We start from the raw sequence: 25,616 nt of genomic DNA on the forward strand, positions 1-25,616 counted from the left end.
GATGAAGACTGATGTGATCGTGATCGGCGGCGGCATCCACGGCTGCTGCACGGCCCTGCATCTCGCCAGGAAGGGGCTGCGCCCGATCGTCCTGGAGAAGAACATTGCCGGCCGCCATGCGTCCGGCGTCAATGCCGGCGGCGTCCGGCAATTGATGCGCGACGTGGCCGAGGTGCCGCTCTCCGTCGCCGCCATGGCGGCATGGGAAAGGCTGGACGACATCCTGGGACCCGAGCTTGCCGCCCATTGCGCCTTCATCGGCGGCGTCGGCCAGATCGGCATCGCCGAAACCCCGCAGGAGCTCGCCTGGTGCGGGCAGCGCGTCGCCGAGATGCGCGCCCTCGGCCATGACTTCGAGGAGCTGATCGACGCGGACGAGCTCAGGCGGCTGGTGCCGGCCGTATCCGACATCTGCCGGGGCGGCATCATCTCGCGCCGGGACGGGCATGCCAATCCGTTCCGGACGACGCAGTCCTTCCGCCGGCGCGCCGAGCAGCTCGGCGTCCACATCTTCGAGCGCGTCCGCGTCACCGGCCTGCACCACGGCGCCGCCGGCTGGACCGTCGACACCACGGCCGGCCCGTTCCAGGCGGAGCGGATCGTCAATTGCGCCGGCGCATGGGCCTGGCAGATCGCCGAGATGGCCGGCGAGGCCTTCCCGCGCTCGCACTTCGCCTCGACGCTGATGGTCACGACGCGCATGCCGCGCTTCATCGACCCGGTGGTCATCGGCATCGAGCGCGTGCTGTCCTTCAAGCAGACGGAGGAAGGCACCGTGGTCATCGGCGGCGGCATCCTCGGCGATCCGGACCTCGAGGCCGAGACGGCCGACACGGTGGCCGACCGCATGGTGGAGAGCGCCCTGACCGTCTGCGACTTCTTTCCGATCCTGCGGCAGGCGACGATCGTGCGCAGCTGGGCGGGGCTGGAAGCGCTGATGCCCGACGTCATCCCGGTCATCGGCCGCAGCCGGCGGCACGAGACGCTATGGCATGCCTTCGGCTTCTCCGGCCACGGCTTCCAGCTCGGCCCCATCGTCGGCTCCGTCGTCGCCGATCTGATCGTGGGGGGCGCGAGCCCGATCCCCATCGCGCCGTTCTCGCCCGAACGCTTCGACGAGACCGGCGCGCTCCGCTCCGCGCGGTCCTGACGTCCCGGCGCGCATTGGCATATCCCGTTCCCGGAGCCCGTCCATGTCCTTCACCCTCGATATCGCCCGCCCCGGCAAGTCCATCCAGATGCTCGCCCGACCGGAGGGCCCGGGTCCGGCCGCACAGACCCGGATCTGCGTCGTCAACAACGGCGACGGCCCGCACGTGCTCGTCGTCGCGGGCATCCATGGCGACGAGTTCGAGGCGCAGCTCGCCCTCCAGCGGCTGATCGACGAGACCGAGGCCGGCGCCGTGCGCGGCCGGCTCGTCATCATCCCGCAGGCGAATTTTCCCGCCGCCGTCGCGGGCGCCCGCGTCGCCCCCTCCGACGGCCTCAACATGAACCGCACCTTCCCCGGCGATGCCGACGGCAGCGAGACGCAGCGCCTCGCCGCCTTCCTCTTCGGCGAGGCGCTGGCCGGCGCCGATCTCTTGATCGACGTCCATTCCGGCGGGCCGACCTACAAGGGCGAGGCCATCGGCTTCTATTTCCACTCGCCGGCCTGTTCTGTTCCGGCAGGGCGGCTCGCCGCCGCGATGGAGGCGTTCGGGCTGCCCTACATCACCCACCAGGACGGCATCGACACGACCTTCGTCGGCGCGGCGGCGAAGGCCGGCATCGCTGCGATCGAGCTGGAGGGCGGCGGGACGACGCTGCTGGAGCGCGACGTCGCCGAGACGCTCCTGAGGGCGGCCCAACGCGGCCTGCACGGATTCGGCGTGCTCCGCGAGGCGCCCGCGGCGGGCCGGGCCTGCGTCAGCCGGCACCTCGACGTGCTCCCCGCCAACATGTTCGAGGCGCCCGCGGCCGGGCTCCTTGAACATTGCGTCAAGATCGGCGATGCGGTCGCGGTCGGAGACTTGGTGGCGCGGCTCTACCCCCTCGACGCCCTCGGCGGCCCGCCCGTCCCCGTCACCGCCAAGGCCGCGGGCATCGTCATCAGCCAACGCTCGCTGCTGGCCGTCCGGCCCGGCGATGCGCTCGGCAACACCGGCACGCTCCGCGCCGCGACCTGAAGGGCTCCGCACCATGCCTCGGCCTTCGCACCCGGACCATCCGGCGCATCCCGCCGACGACGATCGCCGCGACCTCCCACGGGCGCAGCGCGCGGCTCCCGCCGCCATGCGGCGGTCGTCGGCGTGGCGGCGGTGATGGCGGTGCGGGGTGCCGCGGCGCCCCGTCAGGTCCCGCACCACGTGCGGGCAACGGTGGGGCTCGCCCTGCCGCTGATGCTCAGCAACATCGCGCCGAACGCCTTCGCCGCCATCAATCTCAGTTTCGTCGGCGAGCTCGGCGCCACCGAGCTGGCCGGAGCGGCGCTGGCGCTCGGGCTGCTCAATCTCGCCCTCGCCGTGCTCGGGGGCCTCGACGCCGCGGCGATGGCGCTCATCAGCACGGCAATGGGCGTACGAAGAGGCCGGTTGCGGCGGACGCGCCGCATCGTCGACCACGGCATGGTCAGCGTCGCGCTGTCCGGCCTCGCACTCGCGCCGATGCTGTGGAACGTCGACGCCGCCTGCCGGCTGCTCGGCATGCCGGACGAGGTCACCCTCGCCGCGCAGGAGACGATGCGCTGGCTGATCTGGGCGCCCATCCCCTATCTCGCCTTCAAGATCCTGCGCGCCGTCTCCAGCGCCGCCGGCCGTGCCGGCGCGAGCCTCGCCGTGGTGGCGCTGGGCGTCGCCGTCAATTCCGCACTGGGCTGGCTCCTCATCACCGGCCGCTTCGGCGCGCCGCGCCTCGGCGTCGAGGCCGTCGGCCTCGCCACCTTCGCGGGCTCCCTCGCCATGGCCGCGGGCATGGCCCTCTGGATCGCCCTGGACCGCAAGCTCGTCCGCCTGCTCTGGCGCCATCGGTCCGCGCGGCCTGACCTGACCGATTTCTGGCGGCTCTGGAGGCTCGGCATCCCCATTGGCCTCACCATCTTCTTCGAGGCAGGCATCTTCTACGCCGCGATGCTTGCGGTCGGCCGCTTCGGGGTCGAGCAGCTCGCCGCGCATTCCATCGCCATGCAGGTCGTCTCGCTCGCCTTCAAGGTCCCGATCGGCCTGGGGCAGGCCTCGACGATCCGGATCGCCCGGGCGCGGGCGGCCGGCGACGGCATCGCTGCCGCGCGCGCGGGCTGGACGGCCTTCGGCCTGGCGACGGCCTTCGCCTGCGCCACCGCGGCCCTGCTGCTCGCGGCTCCCGAGGGCATCATTGCCCTCTATGTCGACCCTGCCGGCCCGGACGCCGCGGTCGTCACCGCCTATGCGCGGCAGTTCCTGCTCTATGCCGGCCTCTTCCAGATCGCGGACGCCGCGCAGGGCGTTCTCGGCGGCATGTTGCGCGGCCTGCACGACACCTTCGTCCCCATGGTGCTCGCCGGCTTCGGCTATTGGGGCCTGGGCCTTCCCATCGGACTCGCCCTGGCCTTCGGCCTCGACCTGCAGGGACAAGGCATATGGATCGGGCTTGCGGCAGGGCTCGGCGTGGTGGCGCTGCTTCTCACCCTGCGCTGGATCACCCGGATCAGAACGACGACCAGACCCCAGGGGAGGCTCGCAGAGCCATGACGACGTCCTCGCTCCCGCCGATCGTCCCGCAGCCGCGGGCCACCTCTTCCACCCCGAAGGCCGGCCCCCTCCCCCCGCCACGGCGCCGGCGGGGCGGCCCCGGATCCGCAAGCCCGCCGTCCGGGGACGGGGCGGCAGCCGGAGCGGTGTGCTGATGGACGGCCTCTCCTTCCTTGCAACCCTCGGCTTCGGCCCCGGCGGCTGGGGCCCGGCCATGCTCACGGCGACCGCGATGACGATCGCCGTCGCCGTCACCGGCTTCACGTTCGGCGCCTGCATCGGCGGGCTCGGGGCCTGGGCGAAGATCGCCGGCGGGCGCACGACACGCGCCGTCGCCGACGCCTACACCACGGCGCTGCGCGGCATCCCCGACCTTCTCGTCATCTACCTGTTCTATTTCGGCTCGAGCTCGGTGCTCAGCCCGATCGGCCGGCTGTTCGGCGCGACGGGCTTCATCTCGCTGCCGGGCTTCCTGGCCGGCGCACTGGCGATCGGCGTCGTCGCCGGCGCCTATCACACCGAGGTCTTCCGCGGCGCGTTCGCCGCAGTCTCGCCCGGCGAGATCGAGGCGGCACGGGCGACGGGGATGTCCAGGGCCCTGATGTTCCGCCGCATCGTGGCGCCGCTCGTGCTGCGCTTCGCCATGCCGGGCCTCGGCAATGTCTGGCAGCTCACCCTGAAGGAGTCCGCGCTGATCTCCGTCACCGGCCTCGTGGAGATTCTCCGCCAGTCGCAGATCGGCGCCGGATCCACGCGCCAGCCCTTCACGTTCTACTTCGCCGCCGCGATCCTCTACCTCGTCATCTCGTCGGCCAGCGGCTGGATGCTCGCGCGGGGCGAGCGGCGCTTCACCCGTGGCCTGCGCAGGGTGTGAACCATGGATTTGCCCTTCCTCTATCAGACGCTTCTTACTCTCCTGCCCGGCGTGCCGCTGACACTGCAGCTCGCCATCAGCTCCGTGGCGCTGGGCGCGGTGCTCGCCGCGGCCCTGGCGCTGATGCGGGTCTCGGGCGTCGGCGTCCTGTCGCTCCTCGTCCGTGGCTATGTCTGGTTCTTCCGGTCGACGCCGCTGCTCGTGCAGATCTTCCTGATCTATTACGGCCTCGGCCAGTTCGTCGCCATCCGGCACAGCCTCTTCTGGCCGATCCTGCGCGAGCCCTACTGGTGCGCTGTGATCGCCCTGACCCTGAACACCGCCGCCTATGGCAGCGAGATCATCCGCGGCGGCCTGCAGTCCGTGCCAGCCGGGCAGGTCGAGGCGGCCCGGGCCTGCGGCATGAGCCGCTTCCAGGTCCTGCACCGCATCGTCCTGCCCATCGCCCTGCGGCAGGCGTTGCCGGCGTACGGCAGCGAGATCATCCTGATGATCAAGGCGACGGCGCTCGCCTCCATCATCACGCTGCTGGAAATCACCGGTCTCGCCGCCAGGCTGATCTCCGAAACCTACCGGGCGATCGAGGTGTTCATCGTGGCGGGCGCCATATACCTCGCCCTCAACTTCGTCGTCACGCGGCTGGTCCAATATCTCGAATACCGCATGACCCCGCATCTGAGGCCGGCTCCGGCCAGCCTCGCCGGCCAGGGAGACGCCGCATGACCGAGCCTCGGCAGCCCGCGGTGCGCATCGCCGACCTGCGCAAGTCCTTCGGTGCGCTCGAAGTGCTGAAGGGCGTCAGCCTGGAGGCTCGGCAGGGCGACGTCGTCTCGATCCTCGGCTCGTCCGGTTCGGGAAAATCGACGCTGCTTCGCTGCGCCAACCTGCTGGAGGTGCCCGACAGCGGCGAGATCGCCATCGCGGGCGAGGCCATCGGCCTGCGCTCCTCCCGTGGCCGCACGGTCGCGGCCGACCGCCGTCAGGTCGAGCGCATCCGCGCGCATGTCGGCATGGTCTTCCAGGGCTTCAATCTCTGGTCGCACATGACGGTGCTGGAGAACGTGATCGAGGCGCCGGTCCATGTGCAGAAGCGGCCCAGGGCCGACTGCATCGCCGAGGCGGAGGCGCTTCTGGCCAAGGTCGGCATCGCCGAGAAGCGCAACCACTATCCCTCGCAGCTGTCCGGCGGCCAGCAGCAGCGCGCCGCCATCGCCCGGGCGCTCGCCCAGCGGCCGAAGGTGATGCTGTTCGACGAGCCCACCTCCGCCCTCGACCCCGAGCTGGTCGGCGAGGTGCTGCGCGTCATGCGCGCCCTGGCGCAGGAAGGGCGCACCATGCTGGTCGTCACCCACGAGATGGGCTTCGCCCGCGACGTGTCGAGCAAGGTCGTGTTCCTGCACAAGGGGCTGGTGGAGGAGGCAGGCCCGCCGGCGGAGGTCTTCGCCAACAGCCGCTCGGAGCGGTTCCGGCAGTTCCTCCGCGCCTGAAGCGTTTTGCGATTTGACGGAATCGCGTCAAGTCGCAAAGACGCGTCGAAACAAGGAGCTGGAGCAAGGCGCGTTTCCACCAAAACGCGCTTTGCTCCAGCCGTCGGCCGCACCGACGGCGGGCCGCCCTATCGCTGCGCCGTCTCCCACCCCTTCGCCCGGTACACCGGGGCGTTGGACGGCGGCAGCGGGTCGCGGCCGAGGATATGGTCCGAGGCCTTCTCGCCGATCATGATGGTCGGGGCGTTGAGGTTGCCGTTGGTGATCTGCGGCATGATCGAGGAATCGGCGATCCTCAGCCCCTCCAGGCCGACGACCCGGTTCTGCGGGTCCACCACGGTCGCCGGGTCGCGCGGGTCGCCCATCCGGCAAGTGCCGGACGGGTGATAGGCGCTCTCGACGTGGCGGGCGATGAAGGCGTCGATCGCCTCGTCCGTCACCACCTCGGCGCCCGGCTGGATCTCGCGGCCGCGATAGCGGTCGAAGGCCTTCTGGGCGAAGATCTCGCGGGTCAGCCGCACGCAGGCCCGCATCTCCACCCAGTCGTCGGGATGGCTCAGATAGTTGAAGCGAATGCTCGGCGCTTCGCGCGGATCGCGCGATTTCAGCCGGACATGGCCGCGGCTCTTGGAGCGCATCGGCCCGACATGCGCCTGGAAGCCGTGCTCGGAGGCCATGGAATTGCCGTCATAGCGCACCGCCACCGGCAGGAAATGGTACTGGATGTCGGGATAGGGAATGCCCGGCCGTGAGCGGATGAAGCCGCAGCTCTCGAAGTGGTTGGTGGCGCCGAGGCCGTCCTTCCAGGCCAGCCAGCGCATGCCGATCAGCGCCCGGGGGACCAGGCCGAGCGCGGAATAGAGCGTGATCGGCTCCTTCGAGGCGACCTGGAAGTAGAACTCCAGGTGATCCTGCAGGTTCTCGCCCACCCCCGGCAGATGCTGCACCGTCTCGATGCCGAGCGCCGCCAGCGCCGCGCCGTCGCCGACGCCGGAAAGGTTGAGCAGCTGCGGATTGTTGATCGGCCCGGCGGCCAGGATCACCTCGCGCCGTGCCATCACCCGCTCGGTGCGCGGGCCCCGGACATATTCGACGCCGACGGCGCGCCGCCCCTCGAACAGGATGCGGGTGGCGAGCGCATGGGTCTCGACCGACAGGTTCGGCCGCTTCATCGCCGGCTTGAGATAGGCATTGGCGGTGGACCAGCGCCGGCCCTTGTGGACCGTCATGTCCATCCGCCCGAAGCCTTCCTGCTGGTAGCCGTTGACGTCGTCGGTGGCGGGATAGCCGGCCTGCCGCGCCGCCTCGATGAAGGCGCCGTAGAGCGGGTTGCGCATCGGGCCGTAGCTGGTCCTCAGCGGCCCGTCGGCGCCGCGATAGGCGTCGCCCCCCTCCTCGCGCCCTTCGGCCCGGCGGAAATAGGGCAGCACCGCCGCATAGTTCCAGCCGCGGGCTCCGCTCTCCTCCCAGCCGTCGAAATCCATGGCGTTGCCGCGGATATAGACCATGCCGTTGATCGAGGAGGAGCCGCCCAGCACCTTGCCGCGCGGGGTGTGCAGGCTGCGCCCGCCCAGCGCCGGCTCCGGCTCGGCATGGTAGCGCCAATCATAGCGCGGCGAGTTCATCGGGATCGACAGCGCGCTCGGCATCTGGATGAACACGGAGGAATCCGAACCGCCGAACTCGAGCAGGCGCACCGTGTGCCGGCCGTCCTCGGTCAGGCGGCTCGCCATGACGCAGCCGGCCGAGCCGGCGCCGACGATGACGTAGTCGAAGCTGTCCGCCACGGCGCGGCCTCTCAATACGGGGCTTCGATGTCGCCGAGCGCCACGTAGACGCTCTTGAGCTGGGTGTAGTGCTCGATCGCCGCGCGCGAATTCTCGCGACCGAGGCCCGAGAGCTTGACGCCGCCGAACGGCAGCTCGATCGGCGTGACGTTGTACTGGTTGATCCAGCAGGTGCCGGCCTCGAGCCGGGCGATGACCCGGTGGCCGCGCGCGAGGTCGGTGGTGAAGACGCCGGCGGCCAGGCCGTATTCGGTGTCGTTGGCCCGGGCGATCACCTCCTCCTCGTCGTCGAAGTCGAGCACGGTCATCACCGGCCCGAAGATCTCCTCGCGCACGATGCTCATGCCGTCGCTGCAGCCGTCGAACACGGTGGGCGCGACGAAGGCGCCGTTGGCGAGATTGCCGACGACGACACGCTCGCCGCCGGTGAGGATCCTCGCGCCCTCGGCCTTGCCCTTCTCGATGTAGCCGAGCACCTTCTCCATGTGGTCTTGGCTGATCAGGGCGCCGACATGGGTGCGCGGGTCGAGCGGGTCGCCCACCAGCATCTTCTCCACCCGCGTCCGGAGCTTGTGGAGGAACAGGTCCTTGACCTTGCGGTGCACGAAGACGCGGGTGCCGTTCGAGCACACCTCGCCGGCCGAATAGAAATTGCCGAGCAGCGCGCCGGAGACGGCGTTGTCGAGCTTGGCGTCGTCGAACACGATCAGCGGCGACTTGCCGCCGAGCTCGAGCGTCACGTGCTTCAGCGTCGCGGCCGCCGCGCCCATGACGATGCGGCCGGTGCCGGCCTCGCCCGTCAGCGACACCTTGCGGATGCCGGGATGGGCGACCAGCGCCTTGCCGGTGCGGGCATCGCCCTGCACCACGTTGAACACGCCGTCCGGCAGCCCGGCCTCGCGGAAGGCCTCGGCGAGATAGGGCGCAGTCAAGGGCGTCAGCTCGGCCGGCTTGAAGATCATGGCATTGCCGCAGGCCAGCGCCGGCGCCGATTTCCAGCAGGCGATCTGGATCGGATAGTTCCAGGCACCGATGCCGGCCACCACGCCGAGCGGCTCGCGCCGGACATAGCCGAAGGCCGACGGGCCGAGGTCGACATGCTCGCCGGTCATGGTGGCGGCGATGCCGGCGAAATACTCCAGGCAATCGGCCCCCGAGAGGATGTCGACCGCCACCGTCTCCTGGATCGGCTTGCCGGTGTCGCGCGTCTCGATCTCGGCCAGGGCGCCGTTCTTCTCGCGCAGGATGTCGGCCGTGCGCTTGAGGATGCGGCCGCGCTCGGCCCCGGTCATGCGCGACCAGACGGCAAAGCCGGCCCGGGCGGCGGCGACGGCACGGTCGATGTCCGCCTCGCCGGCGTGCTCGATCTCGGCCAGGACCTCGCCGGTGGCGGGATCGACCGTGGTGAAACGTTCGCCGGAGAGCGCATCGACGAAGCGCCCGCCGACATGATGCTTGACGACACCGTAGCGGCTCATGGCGAGGATTCCTGTGGGAGGGAGCGAAGGGATTCGAACCGGAGATCGACGTAGGCGCCGGCGGTCGCGCGCGCGGCGCGGCCGTCCTGCGTGCCGGAGAGGGTGGCGCGCAGCCAGACGCCGTCGATCATGGCGGCCATCGACTCGGCCATGGCGAGCGCGACCTCGCGCGTGGCCAGCGGCTTCAGGGCGAAGGCGATATTGCCGGCGATGCGCCGGTGATAGGCGCGCTGCACCCGGGCAAAGCGCGGCGAATGGGGCACCTGCCCCCAGAACGCCAGCCAGACCGTCGCAATCCCCCGGGCGAACTGCGCGTCGGCCAGGTTGGCATCGATCACGGCCTGGATGCGTCCGCGCGGCGTGGTCGCCTCGCGCATCTGCAGGGCGGCGGCCCGGGACAGCTCGCGGGCGAGATGGCGCAGCGTCGCCTCCAGGAGACCGTCCTTGTCGCCGAAATAGAACGACACCAGCCCGGTCGAGACCTCGGCCCGATGGGCGATCTCGGCGATGGTGGTGGCGCTGAAGCCGAGCTCGGCGATCGACCCGATCGTCGCCTCGATCAGCTGGCGGCGGCGCACATCCTCCGCGTCGGCGCGGCGCAGCCGCACCGGACGCGGGGCATGACGGGAGTTGGTGCGCGAGGTCACGGGCATGGCTGCAGAATATTTTGAACGTTCAATCAGTCAAGTCGTGCGGCAACTCGCGGGCGCTGCCGATGCCGCCTCGCATCATGCCGCGCCGACGCGGCGCCGCTCTCCGGAACGCGACGGCGGCCGTCCGGCCGGCGCCCCAGGCGGACAGCAAGCCGGGATCACCAAGCGCGGATGTCGGGGAGTCGGCCGGAGCGCCCGGCCCGGGGCTCTCAGCCCTTGGCGGCGGCGGTCTCCCGCCCCTCCAGGGCGACGGCGGCGACGACCGCCGCCAGCACCAGCGCGCCGCCGGCGAGCTGGGCCGCCGTCAGGCTCTCGTCGAGCGTCAGGGCCGCGAGCAGCGTCGACGTCACCGGCTCGATGCAGAAGATCAGGCCGAGCGCCGCCGGCGGGGCCAGCCGGGCCGAGGAGAGGTGCAGGCCGAAGGCGATGACGAACAGGCCGCAGGTGATGCCGACCGGCACGGCCGCGGCGAGCAGGGCCGAAGGCGGCACCGGGCCGCCGACCATCAGGCAGGCCGCCAGCGCCACCGGCAGCAGGGCCGCCTGCGCCCAGAAGCCGGCCACCACCGGCTCGACCAGCCGCGTCGCCCGGGCCGCGAAGAAGAACTGACCGGTCGCCCCCAGCGCGGCCATCGCCGCCAGCACCAGCCCGCGCGGGTCGAGCGCGGTGAAGGCAGGGCCGATCGCCACGAACAGCCCGGCGAAGGCGAGGCAGAAGATGCCGATGCGGGCGAGCGTGACCGGATGGCCGTCGATCAGCGGGCTCGCCACCAGGATCAGCAGCGGGAACGTGTAGTAGACGATCGTGGCGACGCCGACCGGGATGAAGGCGACGCTGGAGATGTAGCACAGCCCGACGACGGCGGTGGTGAGGCCGAGCCCGAGCACCGGGCCGCGTGCCGCGCCGGCCAGCCGCAACGAGCCGCCGCCGACCCGGACCACCGGCAGCAGCACCGCCAGCATCAGGAACGAGCGGTAGAAGATGATGTCGGGACCGCTCACGCCCGCCTGCGCCGACAGCTTGGCGTAGGGGACGTTGGCGCCGTAGGCCATGGCCGCGCCCAAGGCCATGCCGAGACCAAGGAGCACGGTGCCGCGATTCATGGCGAAGGGGTGCGCGCCTGCGGGTTCGAGGTGTCGCCCGATATCCTCAGGTTGCGGGCGGCTGCGGCTTCTTCTTGGCCTTGGCCGGACGCGGCGCCGGCAGCGGCACCGACTCGGCCTTCGCCGCGCCGGCCGCCTTGCCGCGCTGCTTGGCGGGCTTCTTGTCGACGGGCAGCGGGTCGGAGGCCAGGTTCTCCAGCGGATTGGCGTTGGCGCGGCGGATCTGGCCCGGCAGCGGCGCCTGCGGTATGGCCGGCGTGGCGCCGGGGCGGATGGCCCCCAGCGCGGCGCCCGGCGCTGCAAAGCTGGTGACCGGGTCGGGCGCGACCTTGGCCGGCCGCTTCGGTCCCTTGTAGGGGCCGACCGGAACGGGCGGGGCCATCACCCAGTTGCTGAGCAGCAGATCCTCGGTCGAGGGCGGAGCTTGCGGCTGGGCCTGCGGCGGCTGCGGCTGGGCGACCAGCGCGGCATAGACGCTTTCCTGCCGGACATTCGGCGGCGTGATCGGGGCGGCAGGCGGCGGCTTGATCTCGGCCATGTCCTCCCGTTCCGCCTGGTCCTCGCCGCCCTTCTTGCGGCCGCAGGCAACGTCACGGATATCCGGCGGCGTCGCATAGGCCGAGGCCGGCAGCTGGCTCAGCGTCGCCGAACCGCCGCTGCCGAAATTCGCCTCGAACAGCCCGGCCGCCTCGATCGTGCGCGCCTTGGCCGAGGGCGAGCCCATCACCACGGTGATCAGCCGCTGGCCGCCGCGCGAGGCGGTCGCCACCACGTTGAAGCCGGCGGCGCAGATGAAGCCGGTCTTCATGCCCTCCGCGCCGGGATAGCGATAGACCAGCGCATTGTGGGTTCGCATCACCCGCTTGCCCGACTGGATCGCCTGGATGCTGTAGAGCGGCGCATATTGCGGAAACTCGACCAGCAGGGCGCGCGCCAGCACCGCCATGTCCCGCGCCGAAGAAACCTGGCCGGGATCGGGCAGGCCGTTGGGATTGACCCAATGGCTCTGGCCCATGCCGAGCGCCTGCGAATTGGCGTTCATCTCGGCGGCGAAGCGCTCGACCGACCCCGAAACGCCTTCGGCCAGGGCCACGGCGATGTCGTTGGCCGAATGCACGATCAGCATCTTCAGCGCATTGTCCACCGTCACCTGCGTGCCCGGCGGATAGCCCATTTTGGAGGGGGCCATCTTCGCGGCGCGGGCGGAGATGGTGATCGGCGTGTCGGCGCTGATCCGGCCGTCGCGAATCGCCTTGAACACGACATAGGCGGTCATCAGCTTCGACAGCGAGGCCGGGTACCACGGCCGCGTCGCATCCTCGTTGTGCAGCACCCGCCCCGAGGACGCATCGACGACGATCGAGGTGCCCGCCATGGCCGAAGACTGCGCCAGGGTCAGCGCCAGGCCCGCCAGGGCGACATTCAGCAATCCACGTCCGGTCATCCGCATCCGTCTCATTCCCGAAGCAAGTCCGCCGCACACATCACTGTGGCTGGACGATTTCATGGCGCGACGAAACCTTCCTCGCCCAGCCTGTGGACAGGCCGTTCGCACCGGTAGCAGCACGCCCCTGTTTAAACGGCGCGCGCCGATTTGGAAAGGAAGCCGTCGCCTGCGGCATTTGCACCGGGCGCGAAATTTGCCACAGTGCCGGCGCGCAGCGACGAATCGTCCTGCCGTGGGGGCCCCGGGGTAGAAGTCTAAGGCAAGGCGGCCGCCGTCAGGCGCCGAAGGGTTCCATGTTCCTGATCAACTTCCCGCTGATGCTGGTGCCGTTCGCGGTCTACAACTTCTTCATCATCGGCGCGGAGGTGAACCCCTGGGAAGATCTGGCCCTGCGGGTCGAGATGATGTCGGGCGCCAGCTTCTCCATGACCATGGGGGAGGCGCTGATCGTGCTGAGCCTCGGGCTGCTGTTCGTCGAGATCCTCAAGGCCACCCGCACCGGCACCTCGACCATCATCGACCATCTGCTGTCGACCCTGGTGCTGATCGCCTATCTCGTCGAGTTCCTGCTGATCGGGCGGGCGGCGAGCTCGACCTTCTTCATCCTGATGGTGGTGACGCTCGTCGACGTAATTGCCGGCTATTCCGTGTCGATCCGCAACGCCGCGCGGGATCTGACCATCGAGCGGTGAGCCGCCCACGCGCGGTTGCGTGGTCCGGCCGGGATGTCCCCGAGGAACGTCAGGCCGGCGAGAGCGCCGCGGCGAGCAGCGGCAGGGCGGTGACGCTGAGGAACGACAGGCTGAGGACGATGTCGACGATGACGGTTTTCATGGCATTGCGCCCCGTTTGACCTGTTCGCAGCCTAGCCGCGGGCACCGGCCTCATCCGTGCGCGGCGGCACGCGCCGACCGCCGCACAGGGATGCCCTCCTCATAGCCTCCCCTAAGTCCGCCTTAACGCATCCGGCGGAGAATGGACCGTGGCGAATAGGAGACGGTCCGAAGCTTCCGGCCCGGCCGGACGGGCCGGCAATTGACTGGAATGCCGGCCTCGTCGAAACTCGACGTCGTTCCGCGGCGGCACCTGCGCCCCGGAGAGGCGGATGACACCGCCTCGAAAATGTTTGGAAAGGCCGGCCGCCGGATGACCCTCGAATACACGCTTCCTCGGCCACGCCTGTCCCCGCCCCGACTCGCGGTGATTGCGGCCGGGCTCGCGCTTCTCCTCGGCAGCACTGCCGTCCAGGCGGCGGACGAGGCCACCCCGGCTTTCCCCACGGGCTGGACCATCACCGTCACCGGCACCATCGGGGTGGCACCGCTGTATGACGGCGCCCGCCGGTACGGGCTGGACGGCATGCCCGGCATCAGCTGGCGCAGGATCGGCGAGCCGGACGAGTACAGCGCTCCCGACGACAGCTTCGACCTCACGCTGTTCGATGCCGGCCCCTTCAGCGTCGGTCCGGTCGTGAACCTGCGATCCGGCCGCAGCCGCAGCGACGACAGCAACCTGACCGGCCTGGACTCCGTGCCCTGGACCGTCGAGGCCGGCATCTTCGTCAATTACTGGCTGCTGGAGGATAAGCTGCGCGCCCGCGTCGAACTCCGGCAAGGCCTGCGCAGCGAGGCCGGCTTGAGCGGCGATCTCGCCATCGACTGGGTGCAACGTTTCGGCGCCTTCACCCTTTCGGGCGGCCCGCGTCTCACCTTCGGCAACGCCACCTTCATGGACACGAACTTCGGCATCACCCCGGCCGAGGCCGCGGCCAACGGGCGGGTGAAGCCCTATGATCCGAGCGGCGGCGTGCAGGCGGTCGGCGTCATGACGGCGCTCGGCTACAAGTGGAGCGACACCTGGACGACCACGGTGTTCGGTCGCTACGACCGGCTCGTCGGCTCCGCCGGCGACAGCCCGATCTCCACCACCCTCGGCAGCCGCGACCAGTTCGCCGTCGGCGTAAGCGTGGCCTATTCCTTCGACTGGGTCACCAACTTCCCCTGAGCCGGCGTTGGCGCCGCCGCGTCGGCTGCGGCACGGCGAGGCGAATCAGGACCTGCCGTGAGCGCCGTGCAGGGGAGCGAGCCGCACGGTCAGGCCGCCGCCGGCCTCGGGTGTCGCCAGTCCGATCGACAGGCCGTGCCGCTCGGCGATCGAGCGGGCGATCGCCAGGCCGAGGCCGCTGCCCTCGATCTCGGCGGGGGCGGCGCGGAAGAAGCGCTCGAAGACACGCTCGCGCAGCTCTTCGGGTATGCCGGGGCCGCTGTCGCTGATCTCCAGAAGGCTTCGGCCGTCGCCGGCCCGGGTCGAGCGGACGATGACGCGCCCGCCGTCCGGGGTGTAGCGGACGGCGTTGTCCAGGAGGTTGGCGACGAGCACGCGCAAATCCGCCGCCCGGCCGCGGACGGGCAGCCTGGCCTCGCCCTGGAAATCCAGCGCGATGCCGGCATCGGCCGCCACCGGCGCGATCTCGGCCACGCAGGCGCGCGCCAGGGCCGCGAGGTCGACATCCTCCGCCGGCCCGGAGCCGGCGTCGGCGTCGTAGCGGGCCAGCCGCAGCAGTTGGTCGACCATGCTGGCGGCGCGGTGCGCGCCGGCCTCCACGTCGGCGAGACGGGACAGCGCTTCGCGTCCCCTGGCCACGCGCCGGAGATTGCCGATCTGCAGCAGCAGCGCGGCGAGGGGCGTCCGAAGCTCGTGGGCGGCGTCGGAGACGAAGCGGCGCTGGCGCTCCATGGCCTGCCCCAGCCGCTCCAGCAGCTCGTTCATGGCCCGTACCAGCGGCGCGATCTCCGTCGGCACGCCCTCGAGCGGGATCGGCTCGCGGCTGCCGGCGTCGCGGGCGTCGACGATCGCCGCCAGGCGGTCGAGGCGGCGCATCACCCGGTCGATGATCAATCCCAGCAGCAGCCATGCCAGGGGGATGAGGACGAGGATGGGCAGGGCGGAGCGCAGGGCCGCATCGGCGGCCAGCTCGTCCCGTACCACCAGCCGCTGCGAGATCTGCACCGTGCGTTCCGGCGTCACATAGGCGAAGGTCCGCCACGCCTCCCCGTCGACCGTCTCGTTGGAGAAGCCCGTCGCGGAGCGGCGGGACAGGGCGACGCCGGGATCGGACGTGAGGACCGATGCGCCGTCGGCACGCCAGATCTGCACCAGGAAATCGTCTTCCGGATCGTAGAGCGGCTCCTCCGGCACCGGCCGGCGCGGGGTGCTCGGCGTGTCGTCGACATAATAGGCGATCTGGCGCAGCTGGCTGTCGAGGAAGCCGCTGGTTTCCCCCTGGGAGAACACGTAGGAAGCGGCGGCGCTGGCGAGGCCGACCGCGGCCAGCAGCCCGGACAGCCACAGCAGCGCCGTGCGGCGGAGCGACGTCATGAAGCGGCCTTGCCGATGGCCCAGCCCGCGCCCCGCACGTTGCGGATGACGTCCCTGCCGAACTTGCGCCTGACATAGTGGATCAGCACGTCGACGGCGTTGCTCTCGACCTCCTCGCCCCAGCCGTAGAGCCGCTCCTCCAGCTGGCCGCGGGACAGGATCGCGCCGGGACGCTCGATCAGGGCGCGCATCAGGGCGAACTCCCGGGCCGGCAGCACCAGGGTCGTGCCGCGATAGGTCACCTCGTGGGTTTCGAGGTCGAGCGACAGCTCGCCGGCGCTCAGCGTCGAAACGGCCTGGCCGCCGTGGCGGCGTCGGAACACGGCCCGCATGCGGGCAAGCAGCTCCCGGAGCTCGAACGGCTTGACGATATAGTCGTCGGCGCCGAGATCGAGGCCCTCCACCCGGTCGTCGAGGTCGTCGCGCGCCGTGATGATCAGCACCGGCGTGGTGTCGCCCCGCCCCCGGCAGGCGCGCAGCAGCGCGATGCCGCTCTGGCCGGGCAGGCCGAGATCGAGCAGCACCAGGGCATGGCCGCCGTTCTGCAGCGCCGCTTCGGCGTCGTTGCCGTCGCGCACCCAGTCGACCGTCATGCTCTCGTCCCGCAGCGCCTGCGCCAGCGCCTTGCCGATCATCGGGTCGTCTTCGATCAGGAGAACGCGCATCGCCTTCGGCCCCGTGGTCGACGGGAGTTCTACTCCCTTTCGGGGCACCGTTCCCTCTCATTCGCTGCTAATTCTTCGCCGCCAGGATCATCGTGCGCAGTGCCCAGCCGCCTGTGCCTCCCGGCGGTTTCCGCATGTCCCTCGGCCTCAACCAGTCGCTGTTCCTCGCCATCAATGCCGCCGCGGACGCCGACCCCGCCATGATCGACCTGGCGAGGATCGTCGCGACCTATGCGATCGTGGTCGTGCCCCTCGCCCTGGTCTGGTCCTGGCCGCGCGGGAGCGAGGAGGACAGGCGCACGGCGCTCACGGTCTTCCTGGCCATACTGGTCGCCCTCGGCATCGCCCGGCTCATCGGGATGTTCACCTTCTTTCCGCGGCCGCAGATGGCCGGGCTCGGGCATGCCTATCTCGATCACGCCGCCGACTCCTCCTTCCCGAGCGACCATGCCACCGTCCTGTTCGCCGCCGCCATCGCCTATCGCATCGCCGCCCGCCACGGCCTGGCGCTGCTGATGGCGACCACGGGGATCGCCGTCGCCTGGTGCCGCATCTATCTCGGCGTGCACTTCCCGGTCGACATGCTCGGAGCGCTCGCGGTCTCGGCCGTCGGAGCGGCGATCGCCGCCGCGGTGATGGCCGTGGCGGGCCGCCATGTCCTGCCGGTGGCCACCGATCTCTACCGCATCCTGTTCGCCCCGCTGATCGCCAGGGGCTGGGCCCGGCCCTGAGGCGTCATTCGCGAAAAATCGCTCCAGGCGCGACGCCTAAGCACCTCCTAAATCTCCCGGTCTACCAAGATTGCCGCTAGGGGCAGTCCTTCGTGGAGAGACGTGCGATGCCGCGACGTTCCAAGCCAGGCGTCCTTGCCCTGGGCCTCGCAGCCTGCCTGTCGGCGCCGATCATGCCCGCCCCTGCCGGTGCGGAGCAGCCCGTCGCCGCCGAGCACAATCCGCCCGGCGACATTCCCGACAGCCAGGTCTTCATCACCTACGCCTCGCCGGACGGCTATGCCGTCAAGACGCCGGAAGGCTGGGCTCGCAGCACGACGGCGCACGGCGTGCGCTTCGCCGACAAGTACGACGTCATCTCCCTCGACATCGCGGCGGCCGCGCAGGCCCCGACCGTCAAATCCATCGAGGCGACGGAGATCCCGCAGCTCGCCCGCGACGGGCGCGCCGTCGAGATCAGGACGGTGGCGGTCATCGACCGGCAGGCCGGCAAGGCCATCCGTATCGTCTACCGCTCCAATTCCGCCCCGAACCCGGTGACCGGCCGCCAGACCCGGCTCGAGCACGAGCGCTACGTGTTCTTCCGAAACGGCAAGCAGGCCAGCCTCGACCTCGCCGCGCCGCTCGGCGCCGACAATGCCGACCAATGGCTGCTCATCTCCAACTCGTTCCGCTGGCGGTGAGACGATGGCGATGATCGAGGGCAAGGGCCTCTATCGCATCTTTCGCGCCGGAGACGACGAGGTGATGGCGCTGCGCGGCGTCAGCCTGTCGGTGGCGTCGGGCGAGACCGTCGCGCTGGTCGGAGCCTCGGGCAGCGGCAAGTCCACCCTGCTTGCCTGCCTGGCCGGCCTGGACGAGCCCAGCGCCGGCCTCGCCGCCATCGCCGGCGACCGCATGACCAACCGTCCCGACGCCGTGCGCGCGAGGCTCCGGGCCCGGCACATCGGCCTGCTCACCCAGGCGGGCACGCTGCTCGACAACCTGACCGTCCGCCAGAACATCCGCCTGCAGCAGCAGATCGCCGAGCGGGGCGACGAGGCCGCCATCCCGCAGTTGCTCGAGGTTCTGGGCATCGCCCCGCGCGCCGACGCGCTGCCGCGCTCGCTCTCCGGCGGGGAGACGGCCCGGGCCGGCCTGGCTGTCGCCTTGTGCACCGACGCTCCGGTCCTGCTGTGCGACGAGCCGACCGCCGAGGTGGACGCCTCGACCGAACGCGGCATCCTCGACGAGCTGCGGCGACGGTGCCGGCACGGAGCCGCAGCGCTGATCGCCACGCACAGCCGCGGCGTCGCCGCGGCGGCGGACCGGGTGATCGAACTCGTCGACGGCGAGCTGGCCCATGGCTGACGCCGCGCCCCCGCTGGTCCAGGCCGACCGCATTCAGCGGGCCTACGGGGCCGGGCAGGCCCGGACCCTTGCCCTCAAGCCTGCCAGCTTCCACATCCCGAGGGGGGCGCGGATCGCCCTCATCGGCCCGTCCGGCAGCGGCAAGTCGACCCTGCTCGGCCTGATCGCCGGCCTCGACGCGCCGGATCGCGGCTCGCTCGCCTGGCCCGGCCTGCAGGTCCGCGCCGGCCGCCCGGCCGATGTCGCCGTCGCCTTCCAGGCCCCCAGCCTGATCCCGGCCCTCAGCGTCGCGGAGAACGTCGCCCTGCCGCTGCTGCTGAAGGGCAGCGCGCCCGCACAGGCGCGGGCGCAGGCCGGAGCGGCCCTCGCCAGGTTCGGCCTGGAGGGCCTGGCCGACAAGCTGCCGGACCGCATCTCCGGCGGGCAGGCGCAACGCGCCGTGCTCGCCCGCGCCGTCACGGCCGGCCCGCGCCTGCTGCTGGCCGACGAGCCGACCGGCCAGCTCGACCACGCCACCGGCCTTGCGGCCATCGATGCGATCCTGGCCTGGTGCGAGGAGCAGGACTGTTCCCTCGTTGTCGCCACGCATGATCCGCTGGTCGCCGAGAGGCTCGGCAGCCGCTGGACCATCGACCGCGGCCAGCTCGGCATTCCCGGCGAGCCCGCCACGCTGGGGAATGCCGCATGAGGCATGCGCACGCTCGCATCGTCCTGCTGCAATCCGCCTGGTGGATCGGCGGCATGCTGCGCACGCGCCCCTGGCGGACGGCCGGGACCGTCGCCGGCATCGCGCTCACCATGACGCTGTTCGCGCTGCTCGGCGTCTTCCTCGAGGCCAGCGAAGCGTCGATGACGGCGCGGGCCATCGCGTCCGTGCCGGTCGACTGGCAGGTCGAGCTCATGCCGGGCACGCCTCTGCCGGCGGCCGACGCCGCGCTCGACGCCGCCGCCCGGATCGCCCGCCGGGAGCGCGCGGGTTATGCTGCGGTCGACGGCTTCGAGGCGGCCACCGGCGAGACGGTGCAGAACACCGGAGCCGGCAAGGTCCTGGGCCTCGCCCGCTCCTATGTCCGCACGTTCCCGGCCGAGATCCGCGTCCTGCGCGGCACGTCCGACGGCGCGATGATCGCCCAGCAGACCGCCGCGAACCTGCATGTCGGCGTCGGCGACACCGTCGTCATCCATCGCCCGGGCGGGTCCGACGCGACGACGACCATTGCCGGCGTGGTCGACCTGCCCGATGCCGACGCCCTTTTCCAGGCGATCGGCGTGCCGCCGGGCGCGGCGCCCCAGGCCCCGCCCGACAACGTGCTCATCCTGCCGCTCGACCGGTGGCAGGCCCTGTTCGCCGACCAGGCCGCGCAACGTCCCGGAAGCGTGCGCTGGCAGGTTCACGCCCGGCTCGACAGGGCCGCCCTGCCACGCGACCCGGTGGCCGCCTTCCAGGCGGTGACCGTGGCCGGGCATGCCCTCGGCCTCAGGCTGGCCGGCCAGGCGATCCTCGGCAACAATCTGGCGGCCCGCCTGGACGCCGTCCGGGCCGACGCGCTCTATGCCCGCCTGCTGTTCCTCTTCCTCGGCGCGCCCGGCGTGGCCCTCGCGGCATTCCTGACCATCGGCGCGGCTCTCGCCGGCGAGGATCAGCGCCGGCGCGGCCAGGCCCTGCTGCGGCTGCGCGGGGCATCCTTGGCGATGCTGATGCGGCTGGCGGCCACCGAGGCCCTCGCGGTCTGGCTCGCCGCCGCAGCTCTGACCGTCGCGCTGGCGGACATCGCGGCCCGCATGCTGCTCGGGATGCCGATCCTCGCCGCGCCCGGCCTGCGCGTCCTGGCCTCGTCCCTGCTCGCCGGCCTCGGCCTTGGCCTCGCCGTCGTCCTCGTCCCGGCCTGGCTGGACGCGCGTGCGCTCACCGTGGTCGGCGCCCGCCAATCCCCCGATCCCGGACGCCGCCCGCTCTGGCTCCGCATCCACCTGGACGCCATTCTGCTCGGCCTCGCCGCGGTCCTCTTCTGGCTGACGGCCGCCTCGGGCTACCAGGTCGTGCTGGCGCCGGAGGGCGTCGCCGGCACCGCCATCGACGCCTGGGCCTTCCTGCCGCCGCTGCTGACCTGGTGCGGCATCGGCCTGCTCACCCTGCGCCTCACCGTCCTGCTCGCCGGACCGGGGCGCGCCCTGGTCGCCTGGGCGTCCCGGCCGTTCGCCGGCGTTCTCGCCGGTACGGTCGCCTCGGCCCTGTCGCGCCAACGCCGGCGCCTGGCAGCCGGCGTCGGGCTGACCGCGCTGGCTTTCGCCTTCGCCGCCTCCACCGCCATCTTCAACGCCAGCTATCAGAGCCAGGCGCTGGTCGACGCCCGGCTGACCAACGGCGCGGACGTGGTGGTTGCGGGCGACGCGTCCGCTCCGGCCGGCGCTGTGCTCGGCCGTCTCTCCGCCCTCCCCGGCGTGGCCGCAGCCCAGCCGCTGCAGCATCGCTACGCCTATGTCGGCACCGATCTCCAGGATCTCTACGGCATCGACGCCCGGCACATCGACGAGGCCACCACGATGTCGGACGCCTATTTTGCCGGCGGCGACGCCCGCGGCCTCCTCGACGAGCTCGCCCGGACGCCCGACGGCCTCCTCGTCTCGGAGGAGACCGTGTCGGATTTCCAGCTCTCGCCGGGCGACCGCATCAATCTGCGGCTCCTGAGCGCCGCCACCCGGGCCTATGAGAGCGTACCGTTCACGCTCGTCGGGGTCGTGCGCGAGTTCCCGACCGCCCCGCGCGACTCCTTCCTCGTCGCCAACGCCGCCTATGTCGCCAAGGCCACCGGGACGGACGCGGCCGAGACCGTCCTGATCCGGGCGGACGGGGAGCCGGCAGCGGTGCGCGAGGCCGTGCAGGCCGCCCTCCCCGACATGCCCGGCCTGCGCGTCCGCGACATCGACCAGGAGGTGCGCCTGATCGGCTCCAGCCTGACCGCCGTCAGTGTCCGCGGCCTGACCCAGGTCGAGCTCGGCTTCGCGATCCTCGCCCTCGTCGGGTCCACCGGCCTGGTTCTCGCTCTCGGCCTCGCCGACCGGCGGCGCAGCTTCGCGATCCTGGCGCTGCTCGGCGCCAGCCCGCGCCAGGCCGCCGCGTTCCTCTGGGCCGAGGGCATCCTCGTCTTCGGGCTCGGCGGCCTCATCGGCCTTGCGGCCGGCTCCCTCGTCGCCTGGATGCTGGTCAAGCTGCTGCAGGGAGCGTTCGATCCGCCGCCCGACGCCGTCACGGTGCCGTGGGCCTATCTCGCCTGCGCCGTCGCGGCCTCGCTCGCCGCCACGGTCGTCGCCATCGAGATCGGACGGCGCGACGCGACGTCCAGGCCCCTGGAAAGGCTGCGCTGAGCCCGGGTTCGGGGCCTCACCCGGCGGCCTGGGCCGCAGGCGCGGGCGCAAGGGTCTTCCTGAAGAACGGCACCATTTTGCCGATCGCCGCGAGAGCGCCGGCACCGTCATAAAGGTCCATGTGCGCCGCGCCCTGGCTACCACCTCTACTACCCCGGTCGCCGGCACGCCTCCCCGGCGTTCAGGCCGCTCGTGGACGCCCTGCGCTATCGGCCTCCGGTCCCAGTGTCGCAGCTCGATGATGATGTCTCAGACATCATCAATCATACTTGAAATCATACTATCTTTCTGACAAACTCCACAAATCATAGTTCTGATGTGGGTTTTGATGGTCCTGCCATGATCACGGCGGCACAATTGCGGGCGGCCCGGGCTCTGCTCGGCATCGACCAGCGGCGAGTCGCCGAGCTGTCGGGCCTCTCCGTGCCGACGATCCAGCGCATGGAGGCCAGCGACGGCGTCATCCGCGGCACGGTCGATTCGCTGATGAAGCTGGTCGGCGCCCTCGACGCCGCCGGCATCGAGCTGATCGGCGAAGGCGCCGTCAGCCAGGGCGGGGGACGCGGCGTGCGGCTGAAGGAGCCTGCCGTCACCTCCAGGCCGTCCGGCACGGACGCGGCGGAGGGCTAGGCGCCATGACGGCTGTCGGGCTGTGGTGCGTGGCGGCCCTTCTCGGCCTCGCGGCCCTGGCCGTCCCGGCGTCGCGCCGCCGCGGCGGCAGCGCCGCCATCTACGCCGCCTGTCTCGTCGTCTCGCTGGCGGGCCTCCTCGCTGCTGCGGCCCAGCTCCTCGCCGGCGCCGTTGCGTCCGAGGTCGTGCTGCCGCTCGGCCTGCCCTGGCTCGGCGCGCATTTTCGCATGGACGCGCTCGCCGCCTTCTTCCTGGCAGTGATCAATCTCGGCGCCGGCGCCGCCAGCCTCTACGCGGTCGGCTATGGCCGGCACGAGCACGAGCCGCAGCGCGTGCTGCCCTTCTTTCCCGCCTTCCTCGCCGGCATGAACCTGGTGGTGCTGGCCGCCGACGCCTTCGGCTTCCTGCTCGCCTGGGAGTTCATGTCGCTGGCGTCCTGGGCGCTGGTGATGGCGCATCACCGTGATCCCGGCAACGCCCGGGCCGGCTTCGTCTACATCGTCATGGCCAGCTTCGGCACGCTGGCTCTGCTGCTCGCCTTCGGCCTCATGGCCGGCGCGGACGGCTCCTATGCCTTTGCCGCGATCCGCCAGGCCAGGCCTTCGCCGCTGCTCGCCGGCACCGTGCTCTGCCTCGCCCTGGTCGGCGCCGGCTCGAAGGCCGGTCTCGTGCCGCTGCATGTCTGGCTGCCGCTCGCCCATCCGGCGGCGCCGAGCCACGTCTCGGCGCTGATGAGCGGCGTCATGACCAAGGTCGCCGTCTACGCCTTCATCCGCATCGTCTTCGACCTCATCGGCCCGCCTGCCCTGTGGTGGGGCGCCCCCGTCCTGGCGGTGGGCGGCGGCACCGCCGTGCTCGGCGTGCTCTGCGCCCTGATGCAGGACGACCTCAAGCGCGTGCTCGCCTGCAGCACCATCGAGAATATCGGCCTCATCTTCGTCGGCCTCGGCCTGGCGCTCGGCTTCTCCGCCAGCGACCTGCCGGCCCCCGCCGCCCTGGCCCTGACCGCGGCGCTGTTCCACGCGCTCAACCACACGCTGTTCAAGAGCGCCCTGTTCTTCGGGGCCGGCGCCGTCCTGAGCGCGACCGGCGAGCGCGACATGAACCGCCTCGGCGGCCTGATCCACCGCATGCCCGTCACCAGCGTGGTGATGCTGGTCGCCTGCGCCGCCATCTCCGCCCTGCCGCCGCTCAACGGCTTCGCCTCCGAATGGCTCGCCTTCCAGGCGATCCTGCTCAGCCCGCAGCTGCCGCAATGGGGCATGAAGCTCCTTGTCCCGGCGGTCGGCGCCCTGCTCGCCCTGTCCGCGGCGCTCGCCGCCGCCTGCTTCGTGCGGGTCTACGGCATCGTCTTCCTCGGCCGGCCACGCACCCCGGCGGCCGGAGCCGCCCATGAGGTCGATCGCTGGTCGCTCGGCGCCATGGGCGCCCTCGCGGGCCTGTGCGTGGTCGCCGGTATCCTGCCGGGCCTGGCGATCGACGCCCTGGCCCCCGCCGTGCGCCTCGTCATCGGCCATGCGATGCCGGCGCAGGCCGGCGTGGCCTGGCTGTCGATCGTGCCGGTCGCCGAAAGCCGCAGCTCCTACAACGGCCTCCTGGTCTTCCTCTTCATCACGGCCTCCGCCACCCTCGCGGCCGCGGCCATCCACCGCCTCGCCTCCCGTCGCCTGCGCCGTGCCCCGCCCTGGGACTGCGGCTTTCCCGATGCCGGTCCGCTGACCCAGTACGGCGCCGGCAGCTTCTCGCAGCCGATCCGCCGCGTCTTCGGCGCGGTCGCCTACGGCATGCGCGAGACGGTGGAGATGCCGCCGCCCGGCGCCACGACGCCGGCCCGCTTCCGGCTCGAGCTCGCCGATCGGGCCTGGGATGCGATCTACGCCCCGCTGGCCGCCGCGGTCGGCTTCGCCGCCGACCGGCTCGACCGGCTGCACTTCCTGACCATCCGGCAATATCTCAGCCTGGTGTTCTATGCGCTCATCTTCCTGCTGACGGTGCTGGCGCTATGGCAATGATCGCCGGCCTCGCCGTCCAGGGCGCGCAGATGCTGCTGGTGCTGGCGCTGGCCCCGCTGCTGCTCGGCTTCGTGCGCAAGGTGAAGGCCCGGCTGCTGCGTCGCCGCGGGCCGGCCCTGCTTCAGCCCTATCGCGACCTCGTGCGCCTGATGCGCAAGGAGGTCGTCCTGGCCGACAACGCCTCCTGGCTGTTCCGGACCGTCCCCTATCTCGTCTTCGCCGCGACCTGGGTCGCCGCCGCCCTGGTTCCGACCTTCGGCGCCGGCCTGCTGTTCAGTTGGTCGGCCGACCTGATCGTCGTCACCGCCCTGCTCGGCAGCGTGCGTTTCTTCCTGGCGCTCGCCGGCATGGATGTCGGTACCAGCTTCGGCGGCATCGGCTCGAGCCGCGAGGTGATGATCGCGACGCTGGCCGAGCCGGCGACGATCATGATCGTCTTCACGCTGGCCCTTCTCGCCGGCTCGACCCAGCTTTCCGGCGTCGCCGGCTTCATGGCCTCGCCCGCGGTCGGCCTGCGCGTCTCGCTCGGCCTGGCGCTGATCGCGCTGGTGATGGTGGCGATCGCCGAGAACGGCCGCATCCCCGTCGACAACCCGGCCACCCACCTGGAGCTCACCATGGTCCATGAGGCCATGGTGCTGGAATATTCCGGGCGGCATCTGGCGGTGATCGAACTCGCCGCCGCCCTGAAGCTGGTGCTCTACCTCTCGCTGATCGGCTGCGTCTTCCTGCCCTGGGGCCTGGCGCCGCCCGGCGCCGGCATCGTCGCTCTCTGCGCCGGCGTCCTCGCCTATGTCGCCAAGCTCGCCCTCGGCGGTTTCCTGCTGGCGCTGTTCGAGACCAGCGTCGCCAAGATGCGGGTGTTCCGCGTGCCCGACTTCCTCGGCGCCGCCCTGATGCTCGGCCTGCTCGGCACGCTGCTGCTCTTCGTGTCACGGAGCCTGTGAG

23 protein-coding genes are annotated in these 25,616 nt (G+C 71.3%); 16 read left to right on the plus strand and 7 right to left on the minus strand.

The features are described from left to right. Window position 1: 1 nt before the first annotated feature. The 6 genes from AC27L4_RS09425 (at window position 2) to AC27L4_RS09450 (ending at window position 6,068) form a co-directional block, all read left to right on the plus strand. Window positions 2–1,150 carry an NAD(P)/FAD-dependent oxidoreductase gene (locus AC27L4_RS09425; RefSeq protein WP_487141828.1) on the plus strand — a complete coding sequence of 383 codons (1,149 nt, stop codon included), beginning with the start codon at window positions 2–4 and terminating at the stop codon, window positions 1,148–1,150. Window positions 1,151–1,193: 43 nt separating this feature from the next. Further along, window positions 1,194–2,168, plus strand: a complete 975-nt coding sequence (locus AC27L4_RS09430; RefSeq protein WP_487141829.1) for a succinylglutamate desuccinylase/aspartoacylase family protein — start codon at window positions 1,194–1,196, stop codon at window positions 2,166–2,168. A 135-nt stretch (window positions 2,169–2,303) separates the two neighbouring features. Then, window positions 2,304–3,707, plus strand: coding sequence for an MATE family efflux transporter (locus AC27L4_RS09435; protein WP_487141830.1), 1,404 nt, complete (start codon window positions 2,304–2,306; stop codon window positions 3,705–3,707). A 154-nt stretch (window positions 3,708–3,861) separates the two neighbouring features. Next, window positions 3,862–4,581: an ABC transporter permease gene (locus tag AC27L4_RS09440; RefSeq protein ID WP_487141831.1), complete on the plus strand. Its 720-nt coding sequence runs from the start codon at window positions 3,862–3,864 to the stop codon at window positions 4,579–4,581. A 3-nt stretch (window positions 4,582–4,584) separates the two neighbouring features. Next, entirely contained in the window at window positions 4,585–5,304 is a 720-nt protein-coding gene (locus AC27L4_RS09445; RefSeq protein ID WP_487141832.1) for an ABC transporter permease, read from the plus strand. Then, window positions 5,301–6,068 carry an ABC transporter ATP-binding protein gene (locus tag AC27L4_RS09450; RefSeq protein ID WP_487141833.1) on the plus strand — a complete coding sequence of 256 codons (768 nt, stop codon included), beginning with the start codon at window positions 5,301–5,303 and terminating at the stop codon, window positions 6,066–6,068. The genes AC27L4_RS09445 and AC27L4_RS09450 overlap by 4 nt, the downstream gene beginning before the upstream one ends. A 128-nt stretch (window positions 6,069–6,196) precedes the next feature. Here the strand turns inward: AC27L4_RS09450 and betA are convergent, their stop codons facing one another. The 5 genes from betA to AC27L4_RS09475 all read right to left on the minus strand — a co-directional run bounded on the left by betA (window position 6,197) and on the right by AC27L4_RS09475 (window position 12,533). Continuing rightward, entirely contained in the window at window positions 6,197–7,855 is a 1,659-nt protein-coding gene (gene betA / locus AC27L4_RS09455) for a choline dehydrogenase (RefSeq protein WP_487141834.1), read from the minus strand. Between the two features lie 11 nt (window positions 7,856–7,866). Next, window positions 7,867–9,333, minus strand: a complete 1,467-nt coding sequence (betB, locus tag AC27L4_RS09460; RefSeq protein WP_487141835.1) for a betaine-aldehyde dehydrogenase — start codon at window positions 9,331–9,333, stop codon at window positions 7,867–7,869. Next, window positions 9,330–9,980: a transcriptional regulator BetI gene (gene betI / locus AC27L4_RS09465; protein WP_487141836.1), complete on the minus strand. Its 651-nt coding sequence runs from the start codon at window positions 9,978–9,980 to the stop codon at window positions 9,330–9,332. Before betI ends, betB begins: the two co-directional genes overlap by 4 nt. A 215-nt stretch (window positions 9,981–10,195) precedes the next feature. Then, complete coding sequence (locus AC27L4_RS09470) at window positions 10,196–11,089, minus strand: DMT family transporter (RefSeq protein ID WP_487141837.1); 894 nt, start codon at window positions 11,087–11,089, stop codon at window positions 10,196–10,198. Between the two features lie 46 nt (window positions 11,090–11,135). Further along, entirely contained in the window at window positions 11,136–12,533 is a 1,398-nt protein-coding gene (locus AC27L4_RS09475) for a D-alanyl-D-alanine carboxypeptidase family protein (protein WP_487141838.1), read from the minus strand. A gap of 296 nt (window positions 12,534–12,829) precedes the next feature. Between AC27L4_RS09475 and AC27L4_RS09480 the strand changes: the two genes are divergently transcribed. After that, window positions 12,830–13,228, plus strand: coding sequence for a hypothetical protein (locus AC27L4_RS09480; protein ID WP_487141839.1), 399 nt, complete (start codon window positions 12,830–12,832; stop codon window positions 13,226–13,228). A gap of 454 nt (window positions 13,229–13,682) precedes the next feature. Continuing rightward, on the plus strand, window positions 13,683–14,540 hold the full coding sequence (locus tag AC27L4_RS09485; protein WP_487141840.1) for a MipA/OmpV family protein: 858 nt from the start codon (window positions 13,683–13,685) through the stop codon (window positions 14,538–14,540). Window positions 14,541–14,585: 45 nt separating this feature from the next. On the opposite strand, the gene AC27L4_RS09490 is transcribed toward AC27L4_RS09485, so the two are convergent. Then, window positions 14,586–15,914 carry an ATP-binding protein gene (locus tag AC27L4_RS09490; protein WP_487141841.1) on the minus strand — a complete coding sequence of 443 codons (1,329 nt, stop codon included), beginning with the start codon at window positions 15,912–15,914 and terminating at the stop codon, window positions 14,586–14,588. Continuing rightward, window positions 15,911–16,579: a response regulator gene (locus tag AC27L4_RS09495; RefSeq protein WP_487141842.1), complete on the minus strand. Its 669-nt coding sequence runs from the start codon at window positions 16,577–16,579 to the stop codon at window positions 15,911–15,913. Before AC27L4_RS09495 ends, AC27L4_RS09490 begins: the two co-directional genes overlap by 4 nt. 134 nt (window positions 16,580–16,713) lie before the next feature. On the opposite strand from AC27L4_RS09495, the gene AC27L4_RS09500 reads away from it, so the two are divergent. The 8 genes from AC27L4_RS09500 to AC27L4_RS09535 all read left to right on the plus strand — a co-directional run bounded on the left by AC27L4_RS09500 (window position 16,714) and on the right by AC27L4_RS09535 (window position 25,615). Further along, window positions 16,714–17,310 (plus strand): phosphatase PAP2 family protein, encoded by a 597-nt coding sequence (locus AC27L4_RS09500; protein ID WP_487141843.1) that lies wholly within the window; start codon window positions 16,714–16,716, stop codon window positions 17,308–17,310. 107 nt (window positions 17,311–17,417) lie between these two features. Beyond that, window positions 17,418–17,993 (plus strand): hypothetical protein, encoded by a 576-nt coding sequence (locus tag AC27L4_RS09505; protein WP_487141844.1) that lies wholly within the window; start codon window positions 17,418–17,420, stop codon window positions 17,991–17,993. 4 nt (window positions 17,994–17,997) lie between these two features. Then, the gene (locus AC27L4_RS09510; protein ID WP_487141845.1) at window positions 17,998–18,660 is read left to right on the plus strand and encodes an ABC transporter ATP-binding protein; all 663 of its coding nucleotides are present in this window, start codon (window positions 17,998–18,000) and stop codon (window positions 18,658–18,660) included. Beyond that, window positions 18,653–19,348, plus strand: a complete 696-nt coding sequence (locus AC27L4_RS09515; protein WP_487141846.1) for an ABC transporter ATP-binding protein — start codon at window positions 18,653–18,655, stop codon at window positions 19,346–19,348. Before AC27L4_RS09510 ends, AC27L4_RS09515 begins: the two co-directional genes overlap by 8 nt. Continuing rightward, window positions 19,345–22,026: an ABC transporter permease gene (locus tag AC27L4_RS09520; RefSeq protein WP_487141847.1), complete on the plus strand. Its 2,682-nt coding sequence runs from the start codon at window positions 19,345–19,347 to the stop codon at window positions 22,024–22,026. Before AC27L4_RS09515 ends, AC27L4_RS09520 begins: the two co-directional genes overlap by 4 nt. A gap of 339 nt (window positions 22,027–22,365) precedes the next feature. After that, the gene (locus AC27L4_RS09525) at window positions 22,366–22,656 is read left to right on the plus strand and encodes a helix-turn-helix domain-containing protein (RefSeq protein ID WP_487141848.1); all 291 of its coding nucleotides are present in this window, start codon (window positions 22,366–22,368) and stop codon (window positions 22,654–22,656) included. Between the two features lie 5 nt (window positions 22,657–22,661). After that, window positions 22,662–24,668: a hydrogenase 4 subunit B gene (gene hyfB / locus AC27L4_RS09530; RefSeq protein ID WP_487141849.1), complete on the plus strand. Its 2,007-nt coding sequence runs from the start codon at window positions 22,662–22,664 to the stop codon at window positions 24,666–24,668. After that, a complete protein-coding gene (locus AC27L4_RS09535) occupies window positions 24,659–25,615 on the plus strand; it encodes a respiratory chain complex I subunit 1 family protein (protein ID WP_487141850.1) in 957 nt (318 codons plus the stop codon). Before hyfB ends, AC27L4_RS09535 begins: the two co-directional genes overlap by 10 nt. The last annotated feature ends 1 nt before the right edge of the window (window position 25,616 follow it).

The sequence above is a fragment of the Labrys sp. Lb11 genome (genome assembly GCF_057554225.1).